At 59.6% G+C, this 19,931-nt stretch carries 18 protein-coding genes, 1 pseudogene and 1 other annotated feature; of the genes and pseudogenes, 10 read left to right on the forward strand and 9 right to left on the reverse strand.

The window, feature by feature from the left end:
- Positions 1 to 194 precede the first annotated feature (194 nt).
- Positions 195 to 827 (forward strand): outer membrane protein OmpW, encoded by a 633-nt coding sequence (gene ompW / locus L085_RS15300; protein ID WP_004932076.1) that lies wholly within the window; start codon positions 195 to 197, stop codon positions 825 to 827.
- A 44-nt stretch (positions 828 to 871) separates the two neighbouring features.
- Here the strand turns inward: ompW and L085_RS15305 are convergent, their stop codons facing one another.
- The 6 genes and pseudogenes from L085_RS15305 to L085_RS15335 all read right to left on the reverse strand — a co-directional run bounded on the left by L085_RS15305 (position 872) and on the right by L085_RS15335 (position 7,964).
- A complete protein-coding gene (locus tag L085_RS15305) occupies positions 872 to 1,186 on the reverse strand; it encodes a BON domain-containing protein (protein ID WP_004932073.1) in 315 nt (104 codons plus the stop codon).
- A 216-nt stretch (positions 1,187 to 1,402) separates the two neighbouring features.
- Entirely contained in the window at positions 1,403 to 2,209 is an 807-nt protein-coding gene (trpA, locus tag L085_RS15310) for a tryptophan synthase subunit alpha (RefSeq protein WP_015378069.1), read from the reverse strand.
- Positions 2,209 to 3,399 (reverse strand): tryptophan synthase subunit beta, encoded by a 1,191-nt coding sequence (gene trpB, locus L085_RS15315; RefSeq protein ID WP_015378068.1) that lies wholly within the window; start codon positions 3,397 to 3,399, stop codon positions 2,209 to 2,211. Before trpB ends, trpA begins: the two co-directional genes overlap by 1 nt.
- 41 nt (positions 3,400 to 3,440) lie before the next feature.
- On the reverse strand, positions 3,441 to 4,802 hold the full coding sequence (gene trpCF, locus L085_RS15320) for a bifunctional indole-3-glycerol-phosphate synthase TrpC/phosphoribosylanthranilate isomerase TrpF (protein ID WP_081835551.1): 1,362 nt from the start codon (positions 4,800 to 4,802) through the stop codon (positions 3,441 to 3,443).
- 3 nt (positions 4,803 to 4,805) lie between these two features.
- Positions 4,806 to 6,402 (reverse strand): annotated as a pseudogene (gene trpD, locus L085_RS25780) (bifunctional anthranilate synthase glutamate amidotransferase component TrpG/anthranilate phosphoribosyltransferase TrpD).
- Entirely contained in the window at positions 6,402 to 7,964 is a 1,563-nt protein-coding gene (locus tag L085_RS15335; protein ID WP_044031115.1) for an anthranilate synthase component 1, read from the reverse strand. Before L085_RS15335 ends, trpD begins: the two are co-directional and overlap by 1 nt.
- A 24-nt stretch (positions 7,965 to 7,988) precedes the next feature.
- Positions 7,989 to 8,092 (reverse strand) — a sequence feature (Trp leader region).
- A 239-nt stretch (positions 8,093 to 8,331) separates the two neighbouring features.
- Here L085_RS15335 and L085_RS15340 point away from each other — a divergent pair.
- The 5 genes from L085_RS15340 to rluB all read left to right on the forward strand — a co-directional run bounded on the left by L085_RS15340 (position 8,332) and on the right by rluB (position 12,361).
- A complete protein-coding gene (locus L085_RS15340) occupies positions 8,332 to 9,213 on the forward strand; it encodes a PHP domain-containing protein (protein ID WP_044031116.1) in 882 nt (293 codons plus the stop codon).
- A 47-nt stretch (positions 9,214 to 9,260) separates the two neighbouring features.
- On the forward strand, positions 9,261 to 9,881 hold the full coding sequence (locus L085_RS15345; RefSeq protein WP_004932058.1) for an L-threonylcarbamoyladenylate synthase: 621 nt from the start codon (positions 9,261 to 9,263) through the stop codon (positions 9,879 to 9,881).
- 115 nt (positions 9,882 to 9,996) lie between these two features.
- The gene (locus tag L085_RS15350; protein ID WP_004932057.1) at positions 9,997 to 10,356 is read left to right on the forward strand and encodes a Rap1a/Tai family immunity protein; all 360 of its coding nucleotides are present in this window, start codon (positions 9,997 to 9,999) and stop codon (positions 10,354 to 10,356) included.
- Positions 10,357 to 10,505: 149 nt separating this feature from the next.
- Entirely contained in the window at positions 10,506 to 11,303 is a 798-nt protein-coding gene (locus L085_RS15355) for an alpha/beta hydrolase (protein WP_044031117.1), read from the forward strand.
- A gap of 161 nt (positions 11,304 to 11,464) precedes the next feature.
- Entirely contained in the window at positions 11,465 to 12,361 is an 897-nt protein-coding gene (gene rluB, locus L085_RS15360; RefSeq protein WP_015378049.1) for a 23S rRNA pseudouridine(2605) synthase RluB, read from the forward strand.
- Between the two features lie 39 nt (positions 12,362 to 12,400).
- On the opposite strand, the gene cobO is transcribed toward rluB, so the two are convergent.
- Both cobO and L085_RS15370 read right to left on the reverse strand, forming a co-directional pair.
- The gene (gene cobO / locus L085_RS15365; RefSeq protein WP_004930707.1) at positions 12,401 to 12,991 is read right to left on the reverse strand and encodes a cob(I)yrinic acid a,c-diamide adenosyltransferase; all 591 of its coding nucleotides are present in this window, start codon (positions 12,989 to 12,991) and stop codon (positions 12,401 to 12,403) included.
- A gap of 13 nt (positions 12,992 to 13,004) precedes the next feature.
- On the reverse strand, positions 13,005 to 13,766 hold the full coding sequence (locus L085_RS15370; protein ID WP_044031118.1) for a YciK family oxidoreductase: 762 nt from the start codon (positions 13,764 to 13,766) through the stop codon (positions 13,005 to 13,007).
- Between the two features lie 359 nt (positions 13,767 to 14,125).
- Between L085_RS15370 and sohB the strand changes: the two genes are divergently transcribed.
- On the forward strand, positions 14,126 to 15,172 hold the full coding sequence (gene sohB, locus L085_RS15375; protein WP_044031119.1) for a protease SohB: 1,047 nt from the start codon (positions 14,126 to 14,128) through the stop codon (positions 15,170 to 15,172).
- A gap of 51 nt (positions 15,173 to 15,223) precedes the next feature.
- On the opposite strand, the gene L085_RS15380 is transcribed toward sohB, so the two are convergent.
- Positions 15,224 to 15,475, reverse strand: coding sequence for a YciN family protein (locus tag L085_RS15380; protein ID WP_004930700.1), 252 nt, complete (start codon positions 15,473 to 15,475; stop codon positions 15,224 to 15,226).
- A 427-nt stretch (positions 15,476 to 15,902) separates the two neighbouring features.
- On the opposite strand from L085_RS15380, the gene topA reads away from it, so the two are divergent.
- From topA to cysB, 3 genes are all read left to right on the forward strand, one after another.
- Positions 15,903 to 18,500 (forward strand): type I DNA topoisomerase, encoded by a 2,598-nt coding sequence (topA, locus tag L085_RS15385; protein WP_004930691.1) that lies wholly within the window; start codon positions 15,903 to 15,905, stop codon positions 18,498 to 18,500.
- 5 nt (positions 18,501 to 18,505) lie between these two features.
- The gene (locus L085_RS25875) at positions 18,506 to 18,640 is read left to right on the forward strand and encodes a hypothetical protein (protein ID WP_255347223.1); all 135 of its coding nucleotides are present in this window, start codon (positions 18,506 to 18,508) and stop codon (positions 18,638 to 18,640) included.
- Between the two features lie 221 nt (positions 18,641 to 18,861).
- Positions 18,862 to 19,836 (forward strand): HTH-type transcriptional regulator CysB, encoded by a 975-nt coding sequence (cysB, locus tag L085_RS15390; RefSeq protein WP_004930690.1) that lies wholly within the window; start codon positions 18,862 to 18,864, stop codon positions 19,834 to 19,836.
- Positions 19,837 to 19,931: the final 95 nt, after the last annotated feature.

Consider the following 19,931-nt stretch of genomic DNA (forward strand, 5'->3'; position numbering starts at 1 on the left):
AACATGTAGATAATTTGCAACAAAATCGATTTTTTGATGCAGATCAATCCTTGATTTATTAGACGGTTAGGTAACCTTGTTTTTAGTAGGATTTTAAATTTTTACACATAAGATGTGATCTCGATGGGATCACAAATACCCGAAAGTAGGTATATTCCCCCCTCGAGCGATTAACCACACAAATGGAATGGATAATGAAAAAGACAACTCTGATGGTATTGGCGACGATGATGGCGCCTATGTTGGCAAGTGCGCATCAGGCCGGTGATTTCCTGTTCCGCGCGGGCACCGCGACGGTGCGTCCAAATGCAGGTTCGGACAACGTGCTGGGGTTGGGTTCGCTGGATGCGAAAAACAACACCCAGCTCGGTCTGACCTTCGGTTACATGGTGACGGACAACATCGGCGTTGAGTTGTTGGCCGCAACGCCATTCCGCCACAAGGTTACGCTGGGCGGCACTGATTTGGCGACCGTTCACCAATTACCGCCTACGCTGATGGCGCAATACTATTTCGGCGACAAGCAGGATAAGCTGCGTCCTTACCTGGGCGTCGGCGTTAACTACACCACTTTCTTTGACGAGAAATTCAACGACTACGGCAAAAGCGCCGGGTTGAGCAACCTCGATCTGAAAGATTCCTGGGGCGTGGCGGCGCAGGCCGGCCTGGATTACAACCTGGATGAGCACTGGATGCTGAACATGTCGGTGTGGTGGATGAACATCGAAACCAAAACTCGCTTCAACGATGCGAACGGTGGGCACCACAGCTTCGATACGCGTCTGGATCCGTGGGTGTTCATGTTCGGGGCGGGTTACCGCTTCTGATGAAGGCCACAAACAGGGAGGCGTTGCGCCTCCCTGTGTCGGTATTATTTAAGTTGCATCACGTTTTCAACAGATTTCACGCCGGCAACGCCGCGAGTGACCTGCACCGCACGATTGGCGTCATCGCTGGACGTCACGAAACCGCTCAGCTGAACGCGCCCTTTAAAGGTTTCCACGCTGATCTCACGTGACTTGATGTTTTTATCCGCCAGCAGTGCCGATTTCACTTTGGTGGTGATCACCGTGTCATCGATATAACCGCCCGTTCCCTCAGATTTCGCCGTCGGCGCGCAAGCGCTCACCGCGACCGCCACAACGGCGGCCATGCACAAGGCCGAAAGGGTTTTAAAAAGCTTCATAAATTACTCTCCATGCAATGTTATGGTTGAAACTCGTACGGTTTTTCGCCGCAGCGAGCGCATTCCCCAAATCAAACGAAGAAATGCATAGCGAACAAAGTTCATTGTGAGACAAGACCTGCGTTTGTTCAAATTTTTGCTGTAAATAAATGGAACAAACTTTGAGGGGAAACAAGCTGTTAAAGCGAGCGTCGGCGGGGCGCTCGCTGGAGAGGATCACGCCCGGGTGGCGCGCTTCATATTGCTGACGAAGGCCGCCAGCCTGGTCAGCATCTCCGTCGGGTTGGCATGGTGCTGTTCGATGATTTTGACGATGGCCGAGCCGGAGATCGCGCCGGCGGCCCCGGCCTGCAGCGCGGCCTTCACCTGCTCGGGCTCGGAGATGCCGAAGCCCTGCAGCGGCGGCGCGGCGTGATACTCGCGCAGCTTGTTCACCAGGTGATGCAGCGGCAGCTGCGCCCGGCTTTCGGTGCCGGTGACGCCGGCGCGCGACAGCAGGTAGGTATAGCCGCGGCCGTGCGAAGCGATTTCGCGCAGCAGATCGTCATCGGCGTTCGGCGGGCAGATGAAGATGGGTGCGATACCGTGACGAGCGGCGGCGGCGCGGAACGGCGCAGACTCTTCAAACGGCACGTCGGCGACCAGCACCGAATCCACGCCCACTTCGGCGCAGCGTTGGTAAAACGCATCGATGCCTTTATGGAACACCAGATTAGCGTACATCAGCAGGCCGATGGGAATGGTTGGGTGCTTCTGGCGGATGGCCGCCAGCATCTCGAAGCACTGGGTTGGCGTGACGCCGGCGGCGAAAGCGCGCAGCGTCGCGCTCTGGATGGTTGGGCCATCCGCCAGCGGATCGGAGAAGGGGATGCCCAGCTCCAGCGCGTCCGCGCCCGCTTCGATCAGGGTGTCGATAATCTGCAGCGACAGCGTCGGATTAGGATCGCCCAGCGTCACGAACGGGACGAAGGCGCCTTCCTTGTTGCTTTCCAGGCGTTTGAACAGTTGCTGATAACGTTCCATCAGATTTCTCCCCGTGCTTTCAAAATGTCGTGAACGGTAAATATGTCTTTGTCGCCGCGGCCGGACAGGTTGACCACCAGGATCTGTTCTTTCTGCGGCGTTTCACGGATCATTTTCAGCGCGTGCGCCAGGGCGTGTGAGGATTCCAGCGCCGGGATGATGCCTTCATGGCGCGACAGCGCCTTGAACGCTTCCAGCGCTTCGTCGTCGGTGATCGACACGTATTCGGCGCGGCCGATACTGTTCAGGAAGGCGTGCTGCGGCCCGACGGACGGGAAGTCCAACCCGGCGGAGATTGAATAGGATTCTTCAATCTGGCCTTCGGCGGTCTGCATCATCGGCGCTTTCATGCCGAAGTAGATGCCGACGTGGCCATGCTTGAGCGGCGCGCCGTGCTGGCCGGTCTCGATGCCCAGGCCGGCGGGTTCCACGCCGATCAGACCCACTTCGGCGTCATCGATAAAATCGGCGAACATGCCGATGGCGTTGGAGCCGCCGCCGACGCAGGCGATGACGGCATCCGGCAGGCGGCCTTCGCGCTCCAGCACCTGCGCTTTGGTTTCTTCGCCGATCATGCGCTGGAATTCACGCACGATGGTGGGGTACGGGTGCGGGCCGGCGGCGGTGCCGAGCATATAGTGGGCGGTTTCATAGCTGCCGGACCAGTCGCGCAGCGCTTCGTTGCAGGCGTCTTTCAGCGTAGCGGAGCCGCTGTGCACCGGGATCACTTCCGCGCCCATCAGCCGCATGCGGAAGACGTTCGGCGACTGGCGCTCAACGTCTTTGGCGCCCATATAGATGCGGCATTTCAGGCCGAGCAGCGCGCAGGCCAGCGCCGACGCGACGCCGTGTTGGCCGGCGCCGGTTTCCGCGATGATCTCGGTTTTGCCCATGCGCTTGGCCAGCAAGGCCTGACCCAGCACCTGGTTGGTCTTGTGTGCGCCGCCGTGCAGCAGGTCTTCACGCTTCAGATAAAGCTTGGTGTTGCTGCCGGCGGTGAGGTTTTTGCACAGCGTCAGCGCCGTCGGGCGGCCCGCGTAGTTCTTCAACAGATCGATAAATTCCGCCTGAAACGCCGGATCGCGCTGGGCGCTGACAAAGGCTTCTTCCAGTTGTTTCAGGGCCGGCATCAGAATTTGCGGCACGTATTGGCCACCAAATTCGCCGAAGTAGGGGTTAAGCAGCGTCATGAGAGTTCCCGTTATTATCCGTTATTAATATAGAGCCGTATTCAGTAGGCGCGCAGGGTCTGGAAGACCGAGGCCAGGCGCGCGGGATCTTTGATGCCCGGTTCGCTTTCCACGCCGGAGTTGAAGTCCAGCCCGGCGCAGCCGAGCTTGGCCGCTTCGACGCAGTTGTCGGCGCGCAGGCCGCCCGCCAGCATCACGTTAGTCAGATCTTCGCCTTGCAATACCGACCAGTCGAAGCGTTGGCCGGTGCCGCCGGCGCCGTTGTCGAGCAGGTAGCGATCGACATGCTGCAGATCGCGCGCCGGCACTCGATCTTTCACGCTCAGCGCTTTCCAGATGCGGCAATCGGCCGGCAAACGGGCGCGCAGGGCGCTGATATAGGCCTGGTCTTCCGCGCCGTGCAGTTGCACCGCATGCAGCCCGAGGCGCTCAACGGTCAACGCCACGGTATCGAGCTGGGCGTCGCAGAACACGCCGACGTACTTCAGCGGCGCGCCGGAAATGACTTCGCGGGCGCGGACGATATCCACATAGCGCGGCGAGCGGCCGACGAAAATCAATCCGCCGTAGATGGCGCCGGCCTGATACGCGGCGGCGGCGTCCTGCGGGCGAGTCAGGCCGCACACTTTGTTGTCGCCGAGGATCACGCGGCGCACGGCGGCGCGCAGATCGGGTTCCGACATCAGCGCGCTGCCGATCAGGAAGCCGTTGGCGTAATGGCTCAGCTCGCGGATCTGCCCATAGTTGTTGATGCCTGACTCGCTGATCACCGTCACGCCATGCGGCACGCGCGGCGCCAGCTGGCGGGTGCGGTTCAGATCGATGCTCAGATCGCGCAGATCGCGGTTGTTGATGCCGACCACGCGCGCTTCCAGCGCGATCGCGCGCTGCAGTTCTTCTTCACTGATCACTTCGGTCAGCACGCCCATATTCAGGCTGTGGGCTACCGCCGCCAGTTGGCGATACTGGTCGTCGGTCAACACCGACAGCATCAGCAGGACGGCATCGGCCTGATAGTAGCGCGCCAGGTAAATCTGATACGGATCGATGATAAAGTCTTTGCACAACACCGGTTGGCTGACGGCTTTACTGACCAGCGGCAGGAAATCGAAGCTGCCCTGGAAGTATTTCTCGTCGGTCAGCACCGAGATCGCCGAGGCGAAATCTTTATACACCGTGGCGATCTCTACCGGATCAAAGTTCTCGCGAATCAGCCCTTTGGAAGGCGAGGCCTTCTTGCATTCGAGAATGAAAGCCGTCCGGGTGCCCTGCAGCGCGTGATAGAAACTGCGTTCACTCGGCACGATGTCGTTCTGAAAGCCGGCCAGGGGCTGTTGCTGTTGTCGCGCCGCGATCCATTGCGCTTTGTCGCGGACAATCTTGTGTAGCACGGTTTCCTGCATCATTTATCCTCTTGCCGCCAGTGCGATGACACGCTCATAGGCCTGCCCGCTGTTGATCATATCCAGTGCCTGCCGCGCATTTTGGCGCAGGTCTTCATGTCCGAATAACTTCAGAAGCAACGCGACGTTGGCCGCGACCGCCGCGGCGTGCGCCGGCTCGCCTTTACCTTGTAACAGCCGCGCCAAAATGTCACGGTTTTCTTCCGGCGTACCGCCCAGCAAGGCTTCCAGCGGATAGGTTTCCAATCCGAAGGACTGCGGCGTGAGCTGGTAGCTGCTGATTTCGCCGTTGTTCAATTCCGCCACGTGCGTCGGGGCGTGGATCGCCACCTCGTCCATGCCGCCGCCGTGAACCACCGCCGCACGCTGATAACCCAGCACGCGCAGGGTTTCGGCAATCGGCAGCACCAGTTCCGGGCTGTAAACGCCGATCAGCGCCAGCGGCGGACGCGCCGGGTTGATCAGCGGGCCCAGCACGTTGAACAGCGTGCGGGTTTTCAGCTGCTGGCGCACCGGCATGGCGTGACGAAAACCGGTGTGGTACTGCGGCGCGAACAGGAAGCACACGCCAAGATCGTCCAACGCCTTGCGCGCTTCTTCCGCCGGCAGATCCAGACGGATACCGAACGCCGCCAGCAGATCCGAAGAGCCGGAACGGCTGGAAACGCTGCGGTTGCCGTGTTTGGCGATCTTCGCGCCGCACGCCGCCGCCACGAAGGCGCTGGCGGTGGAAATATTGATGCTGTTGGTGCCGTCGCCGCCGGTGCCGACGATATCGGCGAACAGATAGTCAGGGCGCGGGAACGGCTGAGCGTCGTCCAGCAGCGCTTTGGCGGCACCGGCGATCTCTTCCGGGCGCTCGCCGCGGACTTTCATGCTGATCAACGCCGCCGCCAGTTGGCTCGGTTCCAGCTCGCCGCGCACGATGGCGCTGAACAGCTGTTGGCTTTCCTGCTGGCTCATCGACTCGGCGCGGTACAGTTTCTCAAGAATAGGTTGCATCGTCGTGTTCCTTATATTACTTCGCCAGCGCCCAGGCCAGGGTCTGCTCAAGCAGGCGCGCGCCGTGGGTGGTCAGAATCGATTCCGGGTGGAACTGGAAGCCGCACACGCGGCGGCGGTCGTCGCGCACTGCCATCACCATTTCGCCGAAACGGGCGTTGACGGTGAGATCGGCCGGGATATTGCTGCCGACCAGCGAGTGGTAGCGCGCCACCGGCAGCGGATTGGCCATGCCGGCGAACATGCCTTCGCCATCGTGAGCGATCGCCGAGGCTTTGCCGTGCAGGATCTCGCCCGCCTGGCCGACCTGGCCGCCATAGGCTTCGACGATCGCCTGGTGGCCGAGGCAGATGCCGATGATCGGCAGTTGGCCGCGCAGACGCTGCAGCAGTTCCGGCATACAGCCCGCTTCGGAAGGGGCGCCAGGGCCGGGCGACAGCATCAGCACCGGCTGTTTCATCTGTTGCAGACGCTCGATGATCACCTCGGCGGCGATCTGATTACGGTAAATCACCACCTGGTGGCCGCTGGCGCGCAGCTGATCGACCAGGTTGTAGGTAAAGGAGTCGACGTTGTCGAGCAGCAGGATATCGGCCATCAGAACACCTCCTTGGCATGGTGCGCAGTGGCGATGGCGCGCAGCACGGCACGGGCTTTATTACGGGTCTCGTCGGCTTCCGCCTGCGGGATGGAATCCAGCACCACGCCGGCGCCGGCCTGCACGGTGGCGATGCCGTCTTCAACGTAGGCGGAGCGAATGACGATGCAGGTATCCAGATCGCCGGTGGCGGTGAAGTAGCCCACCGCGCCGCCGTAGCTGCCGCGGCGCGTGCCTTCGGAGGCGGCGATCAGCTGCATCGCCCGCACTTTCGGCGCGCCGCTGAGGGTGCCCATGTTCATGCAGGCCTGGTAGGCGTGCAGCACGTCGAGATCGGCGCGCAGGGTGCCCACCACCCGGGAAACCAGGTGCATGACGAACGAATAGCGATCCACTTTGGTCAGGTCGGCCACGTAGCGGCTGCCGGCCTGGCAGATGCGCGCCAGATCGTTGCGCGCCAGATCGACCAGCATCAAGTGCTCGGCCAGCTCTTTGTGGTCGGTGCGCATTTCCAGCTCGATGCGGCTGTCGAGATCCAAATCCAGCGACCCATCGGCGCGGCGGCCGCGTGGGCGAGTGCCGGCGATCGGGTAGATTTCGATTTGGCGATTGCCCGCGTCGTATTTCAGCGCGCTCTCCGGCGAAGCGCCGAACAGGGTGAAGTCATCATCCTGCATGAAGAACATGTACGGGCTGGGGTTGTTGTCTTTCAACGTTTGGTAGGCCGCCAGCGGCGCCGGGCACGGCAGGGTGAAGCGGCGCGACGGCACCACCTGGAAAATCTCGCCCTGGCGGATCGCTTCCTGCAGCTCGCTGACCACCGCGCCGTACTCTTCGTCGCTCTGGTTACAGCTCAGCTGCATGTTTTCCAGCGTTTGGTGCGGGATTGGCTGCGGGGGTTGTTGCAACTCAGCCTGCAGCTGTTCCAGGCGGTGCTGCAAACGCTGCGCTTCACTCGCCTGCTCACTGAAGACGCTGGCCTGCAGACGGGCCGAGCCGCGTTGATGATCCAGCACCAGCAGGGTTTCCGCCAGATAGAAGCAGAAGTCCGGGCAGCGTTGATCCTGGCGCAGCGCCGGCAGGTTTTCAAAACCGGCGACCAAATCATAGGCGAACAGGCCGCCCAGCATCACGGCTTCGCGCTCGTCCGCCGGGGAGTCCACCAGCGTCAGCAGTGTGCGCAGTGCGTCGAACACCGACAGGGAGCGCAGGCGCGCGTCTTCGTCCTGCACCTCGTCGATCGCCGGGAAGGTCAGCTCGCGGCCGTTAGGGCGTGCCTGATTGCGCACCTCGGGCGGCAGCGCTTCGTCCAGCAGCGGCAGCAGCGCCGCGCCGTTGGCGGTGAGCGCCTGCACGCTGACGGTGTGGCCCAGTGCGGTAATGCGCAGCGCGCTGTCGATCACCAGCAGGCTCTGCAGATTCTGTTTGCTGTTGATTTCCGCCGACTCCAGCAGCAGGGTGGCCGGACGGGCGCCGCACAGCTGGTGGAAAAGGGTGGTGGGATCGCCCCGGTAGCTGGCTTGCGCCTTCAGCAATGTCAGTTGTGGTTTGGTGTTCATCATCGGTGGTTCCAGTGAATTCTGTCCATAAAAAAGCCCGCATCAGGTGCGGGCTCAGGAAATCTGCATTGTCAGATGACAGCTATGCGCGATTACACCGCCCGCAAGAGGGAGGTACGCCACCAACCGTGAAGAGAAATGTATGTGTTCATTTGCAGACTCTCTTTGTTAACTCTCATCCGACACGGCCGTTGCCGTGAACTTGTGTACTAGTTAACTGGTTCACGAAGGCAAAGTCAACCCTCTTTTTGCACAATGTTTTAGCGATCAGCGTGAATTCTATTCATCGTCTGCCTGGCGCAGAATAGATTTCCGTCCGGCCGCCGATCGCGGGTATGATAGAAAGCCAAGCCATTGCCGGATAGCCGTTTTGACAGACAGTAACCCCCCATCCACCGCTTTTACTCTGTACGATCTCCACAGCCACACGACCGCCTCCGATGGCTACCTGACGCCGACGCAGCTGGTGCTGCGGGCGGTAGAGATGCGCGTGGGCGTGCTGGCGATCACCGATCACGACACTACCGCAGGCTTGGCTGAGGCCGCCGCCGCCATTGCGGAGCAGGCGTTGCCGCTGCGGCTGGTCAACGGGGTGGAAATCTCGACGCTGTGGGAGAACCATGAAATTCATATCGTTGGGTTGGGCATGGACGTCGCGCACCCGGCGCTGGTGGCGCTATTGGCGGAACAAACCGAACGTCGCCATCGGCGGGCGCAGGAGATCGGCGCGCGTCTGGGTAAAGCGCGCATTCCCGACGCCTATGCCGGCGCCCAGCGGTTGGCGGGGGCCGGTGCGGTGACCCGCGGCCATTTCGCCCGTTACCTGGTGGAGATTGGCGTAGCGGACAACATGGCGCAGGTGTTCAAGAAATATCTGGCCAAAGGCAAAACCGGCTACGTGCCGCCGCAGTGGTGTACAATAGAACAAGCCATTGATGCGATTCATCAATCGGGCGGCCAGGCGGTGATAGCGCATCCCGGCCGTTACGATCTGACCGCGAAGTGGTTGAAACGTTTGCTGGCGCATTTCGCCGAACACGGCGGCGACGCCATGGAAGTGGCGCAGTGTCAGCAGGCGCCGCATGAGCGCTCGCAGTTGGCGAAATACGCCCAGGACTACCGCCTGTTGGCCTCGCAAGGATCTGATTTTCATCAGCCTTGTTCGTGGATCGAACTGGGCCGCAAACTGTGGCTGCCGGGCGGGGTCGAGCCGGTGTGGCGCGATTGGCCGCAGCCTGGCGAGGCGGTCTGATTTTTCGCGCGTGGCAACGCGCGCGGGCATCATTTTAGGAGCAAGTCATGAGTCAGCTTTTTTATATTCACCCGGACAACCCACAGCCGCGTTTGATTAACCAGGCGGTTGAGGTGCTGCGCAAGGGCGGAGTGATCGTTTATCCCACCGATTCCGGCTACGCGCTGGGCTGTATGCTGGAAGAAAAGGCGGCGATGGAACGCATTTGCCGCATCCGTCAGTTGGACGGCAACCACAATTTCACCCTGATGTGCCGCGATCTGTCCGAGTTGTCGACTTATGCGCACGTCGATAATACGGCGTTCCGCCTGATTAAAAACAATACGCCGGGCAACTACACCTTCATTCTGAAAGCGACCAAAGAAGTGCCGCGCCGCCTGATGAATGAAAAGCGCAAAACCATCGGCCTGCGCGTGCCGTCGAACCCGATCGCATTGGCGCTGCTGGAGGCGCTGAACGAACCGATGATGTCCACCACCCTGATGCTGCCGGGCAATGATTTTGCCGAGTCCGATCCGGAAGAGATCAACGATCATTTGGGCAAGGTGGTCGATCTGGTGATCCACGGCGGCTTCCTCGGCCAACAGCCGACTACGGTGATCGATCTGACCGAATCCTCGCCGGAAGTGGTGCGTGAGGGGGCGGGCGACGCGGCGCCTTTCCGTTGATGTCAATTGTTGCCACCTTGCCCATTGTCTGAAAATCGGCTGAAGCGACGCTATTTCGCGTGAAAGCCGCTATTCTTGAAGACTTCAGAATTGATAATGGGCAGGATGCGCAGCAATGATTAAACAGGTTTCTTTTTTAGCGGCCTTATTATTTTCCTCAATGGCAAATGCGGGGTTTTATTCGGGCAGTGGTCTGCTGGCGGAATCCAGCGGTTACGTAAAAAATAAAAGCGGTGAAGCCACCGTGGCCGAAGCGCTGAATGGCGGCATGTTCATGGGATACGTCGCCGGCGTATTCGATACTTATTCCATGCAGGGCAATCGCAATATCTGCCCGGAAGCCGGGATGAGCATCGGCGTAGCCGCCGACGCGGTGATGCAGTATTTGAACGAGCATCCTGAGCAACTGCATTATTCCGCACCGTCGGTGATCATGCTGGCGTTAAGTGCCGCCTATCCTTGCGTGCGCCATTAAGTTCCCATTCCAATTAGTGCGCATTTTTTCATAAGGTGCGCCCAGGGGGCTTTCCGCACGAACTTCAATAGATCAATACCTGCTGCGCTGTCACCTTATCCCCGTCGGTATTCCCCGAACGGGTCGGGGAGAGACGCGCAGGAGGTAATATGACCGCATTTCACAGTGCCAACATGATACTCGACTATCAGGATGTCGGCTCAGGGCCGCTCACGTTGGTGTTGCTGCCCGGCTGGTGCGAACCGAAAACCGTGTTTGAGCCGTTCATCGCTCTGGCGGCCGAACGCTATCGGGTGATCAGCATCGACTGGCGCGGCCATGGCCTGTCGTCAAAAGCCACGGAGATGTCGCTGACGGCGGACGACTTGCTGGAGGATGTGCGCCAACTGCTGACGGCGCTGCGTTTGGATAACGCGGTCACTCTGTCGGTGGCGCACGCCAGCTGGCTGGCGGTAGCGTTGGCCGAAGCGTTGCCGCAACGGGTACGGGGCATGGTGTTTCTCGACTGGATCATGACGCAGCCGGAGCCGGCGTTCTTTACGGCGGTGAGCCGCATGCAGCAGCCGCAGCAGTGGCTGGCGGCACGCGACGCCTTGTTCGACTTTTGGCAGGGCGGCATCCGCCACGATCGGGTCAAACGCCATCTGGAGGTCGAGATGGCGCAGGAGGATTACCGGCTTTGGCGTGCCGCCGGGGTGGCCATCGAACAGGCCTACCGGCAATTCGGCTCGCCGCTGCAACGCCTGGCGGGCATGAGCGCGCCGCCGCCGTGCCGGCACATCTACTCGTTGGATCGCCGCGACGACTACCTGCGGCAACAGCAGGCATTTGCTGCCGAGCAGCCGTTTTTCTCCGTGGTGCGTCTAGGGGAGGCCCGCACTCACCTCGGTATTCTGGAACGGCCTGAAGCGGTGCTGTGGGCAGTGGAGGATTTTTTGGCGCCGTGAACGCCGCCTGTGGGGGCCACCGCCGATAAAGTGGGTTTCAACACCTTAGAAAGCCTGTATAATACGCGGTTCGATCCTGATAAACGTATTATGACCGTGGTGGCGGTTGGCCACGGCGGTATCCCCCCGACGCCTGTGAAGGCGACATTAGAGGTTGCTCAATGAGCGAAAAGTTACAGAAAGTTTTAGCGCGCGCCGGGCATGGCTCGCGTCGTGAAATCGAAACCATGATTGAAGCCGGGCGCGTCAGCGTCGACGGCAAGGTCGCCAAGCTGGGCGATCGCGTTGAAGTGACGCCGGCGATGAAAATTCGTCTGGACGGTCATGTCCTGTCGATCAAAGAGTCCGAAGAGGTGGTTTGCCGGGTGCTGGCTTACTACAAACCGGAAGGCGAGCTGTGTACCCGCAGCGATCCTGAAGGCCGCCCGACGGTGTTCGATCGCCTGCCGAAGCTGCGCGGTTCGCGCTGGGTGGCGGTAGGGCGCCTGGACGTCAACACCTCCGGTCTGCTGCTGTTCACTACCGATGGTGAATTGGCCAACCGTCTGATGCACCCGAGCCGTGAAGTGGAGCGCGAATACGCGGTGCGCGTGTTCGGCCAGGTCGACGATGCGAAAGTGAAGCAGCTGAGCAAAGGCGTGCAATTGGAAGACGGTCCGGCCGCCTTCCGTACCATCAGCTTCCAGGGCGGTGAAGGCCTCAATCAGTGGTACAACGTGACCCTGACCGAGGGCCGCAACCGTGAAGTGCGTCGCCTGTGGGAAGCGGTGGGCGTACAGGTGAGCCGCCTGATCCGCGTGCGTTACGGCGACATCGATCTGCCGAAAGGCCTGCCGCGCGGCGGCTGGGCCGAACTGGATCTGCCGGCGATCAACTACCTGCGCGAGCTGGTGGAGTTGAAACCGGAAACGGTCAGCAAAATGCCGGTGGAGCGTGAGCGCCGCCGCGTGAAGGCCAACCAGATCCGCCGGGCGGTCAAGCGCCACTCGCAGGTGGCCGGCAGCGGCCGCCGCAGTGCGCCAGGCAGCAAACCAGGCAAGCCAAGCAAACGCAGCTAATCCCGCCATTCTGGCCCCGTTCGGGGCCAGAACGTTTTGTTACCAATCGATCCCTTGTTGCGCCTTCACGCCCGCGTCGAACGCGTGTTTCACCGGCCGCATCTCCGTGACCGTATCCGCCAGTTCCAACAGATCGCGATGGCAGCCGCGCCCGGTCAGGATCACCGTCTGATGCGCAGGGCGTTGCAGGAGCGCTTCCTTCAGCTCTTCCAGTTCCAGATAGCCGTAGGTCAGCATGTAGGTCACTTCGTCCAGCAGCACCAGATCCAGGCTGCTGTCGGCCAGCATGCGTTTGCCGTGCTGCCACACCGCCTGGCAGGCGGCGGTGTCGCCGGCCTTGTTTTGCGTTTCCCAGGTAAAACCGGTGGCCATCACCTGAAATTCAACGCCGTGTTGCTGCAGCAGATTCTTTTCGCCATTGGGCCATTCGCCCTTGATGAACTGGATCACTCCGGCGCGCATGCCGTGGCCGACCGCGCGGGTGACGGTGCCGAAGGCGGCGGTGGTTTTGCCTTTGCCGTTGCCGGTAAACACCAGCAGCAGGCCGCGGGTGTCCTGCGCCGCGGCGATGCGCGCATCGACCTGTTCTTTCAGGCGCTGCTGGCGCTGTTGATGACGATCTTCCGCCATGAAACGCTCCTGATTATTCGGCTGCGCCGGGTTTGCGGTTCGGCTGCGCGTCGAAGCTCATGCCGGTTTTGCGGCGGCTGTCTTCGCCCATCAAATACAGATACAGCGGCATGATATCGGCCGGGGTTTTCAGCTTGTTCTTGTCTTCGTGCGGGAAGGCAGATGCGCGCATTTTGGTGCGAGTGCCGCCCGGATTGATGCAGTTCACCCGCAGATTGCGGTTTTTGTACTCGTCGGCCAACACCTGCATCATGCCCTCGGTGGCGAACTTCGACACCGCATAGGCACCCCAGTCTGCGCGGCCGGTACGCCCGACGCTGGAGCTGGTGAACACCAGCGACCCGGCGTGGGATTTCAGCAGCAGCGGCAGCAGCGCCTGAGTCAGCATAAAGGTGGCGTTGACGTTAACCTGCATCACTTCTTGCCACATGGTCATCGACAGGTCGGCCATCGGCGCGATGTCGCCGAGCAGGCCGGCGTTGTGCAGCACGCCGTCAAGGCGGGGGATCTGGCGCGCCAGATCGTCGGCTATCTGCCGGCATTGCTCCTGAGTGGCGTGCAGCAAGTCCAGCGTCACCACCAGGGCCGGGGCACCGCCCTGGGCTGCGATCTCTTGTTGTACCGCCAGCAGTTTGCTCTCGGTGCGCCCCAGCAGCACCAACTGGGCGCCGAAGCGCGCGTAGGTCAGCGCCGCTTCACGGCCGATGCCGTCGCCGGCGCCGGTGACCAAAATGTTACGTTGTTCGAGCAGATCTTGTTTGGGTTGGTAATGCACGATAAATCCTCGCCTGGGTGGCTGTTCTCCCGCAGATATCGGGGAGCAAGGGTGAAACGCGCGGCCGGGGCGGGAGCGAAGGCTCGACCGTCTGCGGGCCGCGCAGCGAATCCGTCTCATCATATTGATGAATAATGGGTGTTATATGCCTTAATCCGCGGGCATTTTCAATGCGTAGCAGGCTGAAATGGCATTCTTTTGTAACAAAAGCGCGGCGGTGGCGGCTTGGTTCGGCCGTAAATCGTCCCCATAGTGATGCTCTGTGCGCAATGAATTTTCATTTAGCCGCGACAGCAGCCGCTGCGGTTGGCTAAAATGGAAATAAGCATACTAACAACCTGTAAATAAAGGCGGAATCTGTGGAGTTTATATCTGTTTATGGCCTGTTTCTGGCCAAGGTCGCCACGGTGGTGCTCGCCATCACCGCGTTGGCCATCCTGGCGGTCAGTTTGGGGCAACGCAAGAGCCGCCAGAAAGGGGAGCTGCAGCTGACCGATCTCGGCGAACAGTATCGCGAGATGCAGCGCGATATGCGCCTGGCGCGCATGGATGCCGCCGAGCAGAAGGTTTGGCTGAAACAGTTCAAAAAGCAGACTAAATCTGATGACAAATTGAAGAAACAGCGCGCCAAGTCCGGCGCGGTGGAAGTGGCCAAGCCGTGCCTGTATGTGCTGGACTTCAAGGGCAGCATGGACGCGCACGAGGTCACCTCGCTGCGCGAAGAGATCTCGGCGGTGCTGGCGGTGGCGTCGGCGCAGGATGAAGTTCTGTTGCGCCTGGAAAGCCCTGGCGGGGTGGTGCACGGCTACGGCCTGGCGGCTTCGCAGTTGGAGCGCCTGCGCAAAGGCGGCATTCGTCTGACGGTCGCGGTGGATAAAGTGGCGGCCAGCGGCGGCTACATGATGGCTTGCGTTGCGGATCGCATCGTGGCGGCGCCGTTCGCCATCATCGGTTCCATCGGCGTGGTGGCGCAGATCCCGAACTTCCACCGCCTGTTGAAAAAGAACGATATCGACGTGGAGTTGCACACCGCCGGGCAATTTAAACGCACGCTGACGTTGTTTGGCGAAAACACCGAACAAGGGCGCGAGAAGTTCCGAGAAGATCTGAACGAAACGCACGAGCTGTTCAAGCGCTTTGTGCATGAGCAGCGTCCGTCGCTCGACATCGACAGCGTCGCCACCGGTGAGCACTGGTTCGGTTCACAGGCGAAAGAGAAGGGCCTGATCGACGCCATCGGCACCAGCGATGATTTGCTGATCGCCGAGCTGGATAACCACGAAGTGATCGCCGTGCGCTATACGCGCCGCAAACGCCTGATGGATCGCTTCACCGGCAGCGCGGCGGAAAGCGTCGATCGTTTGCTACTGCGCTGGTGGCAGCGTGGGGAAAAGCCGTTGTTGTAACGGCAACGAGAGCGGGAATCAACGGGGGCCAGGTGCCCCCGTTTTCTTGTCTTAATCGACCAGGTGGTATTTTTCCGAAAGCAGGTGAGCCAAATGTTTAAACATATTAAATACCGCGGTGGTTTTGGCGGTGGGCAATCCATCGGCATCCAAAAAGTATTCGCCGCGAAAAACTAAAACGCCGCTTTTTTGTTCAACGTCGGTGGCGATCATGCCGTGCAGATAATCTTCGTGTTGGCGGATGATGTTATTTGCTTCCGCCAGCAGGGCCTCGCGGCCGATAGGTGCAGTATTCGTGCGCATTTATTAGACTCCAAACTAAAAACTCTGCGCATATTCTAACGCCGGTTCGCTTTTATCCGCAAACCGACTAAGGTTTATTTGCCGTCTGGATGGCCATGGGCGGCCGCCGGTTGGCGAAATCGGACTTTCCATGCTAATTAGGTTGCGTGACGGTTTTTATCAGGTACAGTGTGGGATTTTGCGGCGTCGGGTGGAAGGTTTTGTTTACGCCATGAATAAAACTCACACAGCCATACTTCTGGGGCATGGGTGAATAGCAGGCAGGATCAACAACTTGCGTTCAGGTTGAGCTGTTGGGCAACCAAAAGAAAAAAATCTGTTGATCTCTTGCCAGACTGCCGCAATATAAAAAAAGAGACACGAATTGCCGCGGCACGGCGAGATAAAAGACTTCTTTTTAGAAGAAATAAATTAGGTAAAGGTAAATATGGGTAAAGCTCTCGTAATAGTTGAGTCCCCGGCAAAAGCCAAAACTATTAATAAATATTTAGGAAGTGACTACGTGGTGAAGTCCAGCGTCGGTCACATCCGTGATTTGCCGACCAGTGGCTCAGCCAGCAAAAAGAGCGCTGACTCAACCGAAGACAAAGCCAAGAAAAAAGTTAAAAAAGATGAGAAGGCGGCGCTGGTAAATCGCATGGGCGTCGACCCTTACCATGGCTGGAAAGCGCATTATGAAATCCTGCCGGGTAAAGAAAAAGTGGTCGCCGAGTTAAAATCGTTGGCGGAAAACGCCGACCACATTTATCTCGCAACCGACCTTGACCGCGAAGGGGAAGCCATTGCCTGGCACCTGCGGGAAGTGATCGGTGGCGATGACAAACGCTTTAGCCGCGTGGTGTTTAACGAAATCACCAAAAACGCGATCCAACAGGCGTTCAAACAGCCGGGCGAGCTGAACATTGATCGCGTCAACGCGCAGCAGGCGCGCCGGTTTATGGACCGCGTGGTGGGCTATATGGTCTCGCCGCTGCTGTGGAAGAAAATCGCCCGCGGCCTGTCCGCCGGCCGTGTGCAGTCGGTGGCGGTGCGTCTGGTGGTTGAGCGCGAACGCGACATCAAGGCGTTCGTGCCGGAAGAGTACTGGGAGCTGCATGCCGATCTGCTGGCGAAGGGTGAAACCGCGCTGCAGATGGAAGTGACCCATGCGCACGACAAACCGTTCAAGCCGGTCAACCGCGAGCAGACGCACGCCGCGGTCAAGTTGCTGGAAAAAGCCCGCTACACGGTGCTGGATCGCGAAGACAAACCGACCAGCAGCAAGCCGGGCGCGCCTTTCATTACCTCCACGCTGCAACAGGCCGCCAGCACCCGCCTGAGCTTCGGCGTGAAGAAAACTATGATGATGGCGCAACGGCTGTATGAAGCCGGCCACATCACCTATATGCGTACCGATTCCACCAACCTGAGCCAGGATGCGCTCAACATGGTGCGTGGCTATATCGGCGACAACTTCGGCGATAAATACCTGCCGAAGGCGCCGAATCAGTACAGCAGCAAAGAGAATTCGCAGGAAGCGCACGAAGCGATCCGTCCTTCGGACGTGAACGTGCTCGCCGAGCAGCTCAAAGACATGGAAGCGGACGCGCAGAAGCTGTATCAGCTGATCTGGCGCCAGTTCGTTGCCTGCCAGATGACGCCGGCGCAATACGATTCCACTACGCTGACGGTGAAAGCCGGCGATTATCAGCTGCGCGCCAAGGGCCGTACGCTGCGCTTTGACGGCTGGACCAAGGTGATGCCGGCGTTGCGCAAGGGCGATGAAGATCGCACCTTGCCTTACGTCGAAATCGGCAGTGAGCTGGATCTGCAGAAACTGATCCCGAGTCAGCACTTCACCAAGCCGCCGGCGCGCTACAGCGAAGCCTCGCTGGTGAAAGAGCTGGAGAAACGCGGCATCGGCCGTCCGTCCACCTACGCCTCCATCATCTCGACCATTCAGGATCGCGGTTATGTGCGGGTGGAAAGCCGCCGTTTCTATGCCGAGAAAATGGGCGAGATCGTCACCGATCGTCTGGAAGAGAACTTCCGCGAGCTGATGAACTATGACTTCACCGCACGCATGGAAGACGGCCTCGATGAGGTCGCCAACAACCAGGCCGAGTGGAAAGCGGTGCTGGACGAATTCTTCGTTGATTTCAGCGAGCAGCTGGAAACGGCGGAGAAGGATCCGGAAGAAGGCGGCATGCGGCCTAACCAGATGGTGATGACCAGCATCGACTGCCCGACCTGCGGCCGCAAGATGGGCATCCGTACCGCCAGCACCGGCGTGTTCCTCGGCTGTTCCGGCTACGCGTTGCCGCCGAAGGAGCGTTGCAAAACCACCATCAACCTGGTGCCTGAAGCGGAAGTGCTCAACATCCTCGAAGGCGACGACGCGGAAACCAACGCGTTGCGCGCCCGCCGCCGCTGCCAGAAATGCGGTACGGCGATGGACAGCTATCTGATCGATAACCAGCGCAAGCTGCACGTCTGCGGCAACAACCCGGCGTGTGACGGCTATGAGATCGAAGAGGGCGAGTTCCGCCTGAAAGGCTATGACGGCCCGGTGGTGGAGTGCGACAAGTGCGGTTCGGAAATGCACCTGAAAATGGGGCGTTTCGGCAAGTACATGGGCTGCACCAACGAGAACTGCAAAAACACCCGCAAGATCCTGCGTAACGGCGATGTCGCGCCGCCGAAGGAAGATCCGGTGCCGTTGCCGGAGCTGCCGTGCGAGAAGTCCGACGCCTATTTCGTGCTGCGTGACGGCGCTGCCGGCGTGTTCCTGGCGGCCAACACCTTCCCTAAATCGCGCGAGACCCGCGCGCCGTTGGTGGAAGAGCTGGCTCGCTTCAAGGATCGTCTGCCGGAGAAACTGCGCTATCTGGCCGATGCGCCGGTGGCGGATGCCGAAGGCAACAAAACGCTGGTGCGTTTCAGCCGTAAAACCAAGCAGCAGTACGTCTCCTCTGAAAAAGACGGCAAGGCGACCGGTTGGTCCGCGTTCTACGTGGACGGCAAGTGGGTCGAAGGCAAGAAGTAAGGCCGATGTCCTGCCCGCAAGATGAAAAACCAGCCCTGGTGGCTGGTTTTTTTATTGATGAAAAGGGGCAAACGGATCTATCCTTTGCTGTTTTTATCCCTCCGACACCGCCGTTTCACGTTGATACCCATGCAAAATAATCGTTATCATAGTGTGACGCGGATCTATACTTGAAGCTGCATCGTGGTATAGTGGTTATATAAAAATTTTTTTTATTATTAAAGCTTATTAACAACGGCGTTTTCTTCACCATCAGGGTAGAACACGGGGTTTATGGCTTGTGAGTTTCAGCATACCGGGGCGACACCGATATACCTGGCTGCGGGTAAGCCGCAGTGTTTAACCTAGGATGGTATAAGATATGAAATTGCAGCAGCTTCGTTACATTGTGGAAGTGGTTAACCACAACCTGAATGTCTCCTCGACGGCAGAAGGGCTCTATACCTCTCAACCCGGCATCAGCAAACAGGTGCGCATGCTCGAAGATGAGTTGGGCATCCAGATTTTCGCCCGCAGCGGCAAGCACCTGACCCAGGTCACCCCCGCCGGCCAGGAAATCATTCGCATCGCGCGTGAAGTGTTGTCCAAAGTAGACGCCATCAAAGCCGTTGCTGGTGAACACACCTACCCGGACAAAGGCTCGCTGTACGTCGCCACCACGCATACGCAGGCTCGCTACGCCTTGCCAAACGTGATCAAGGGCTTTATCGAGCGTTACCCGCGCGTCTCGCTGCACATGCATCAGGGCTCGCCGACGCAGATCGCCGAAGCGGTCTCCAAAGGCACCGCCGATTTCGCCATCGCCACCGAGGCGCTGCACCTGTACGACGATCTCATCATGTTGCCGTGCTATCACTGGAACCGTGCGGTGGTGGTGAAGCCCGATCATCCTTTGGCGGGCAAAAGCAGCATCAGCATTGAAGAGCTGGCGGCTTACCCGATCGTCACTTACACCTTCGGCTTTACCGGCCGCTCAGAGCTGGACACCGCCTTCAACCGCGCCGGCCTGACGCCGCGCATCGTCTTCACCGCCACCGACGCTGACGTCATCAAAACCTATGTGCGTCTGGGATTGGGGGTGGGGGTGATCGCCAGCATGGCGGTGGATCCGGTGCAGGATCCGGATCTGGTGACGGTGGATGCGCGCGATATCTTCACCTACAGCACCACTAAAATCGGCTTCCGCCGCAGCACCTTCCTGCGCAGCTACATGTACGACTTCATTCAGCGCTTCGCGCCGCACCTGACGCGCGACGTGGTCGACAGCGCGGTGGCGCTGCGCTCCAACGAAGAGATCGAGGCGATGTTCAAGGACATCAAGCTGCCGATCAAGTAATCGTTGACGATATCAAATCAAACCCGGTTAGGCGCCTGTCAAACCGGGTTTTTTTAGCCCGGAAACCCGCACCTTCCTTGTTTCTCAGGATCATC

The sequence above is a fragment of the Serratia sp. FS14 genome, assembly GCF_000695995.1.
Classification (GTDB): domain Bacteria; phylum Pseudomonadota; class Gammaproteobacteria; order Enterobacterales; family Enterobacteriaceae; genus Serratia; species Serratia nematodiphila.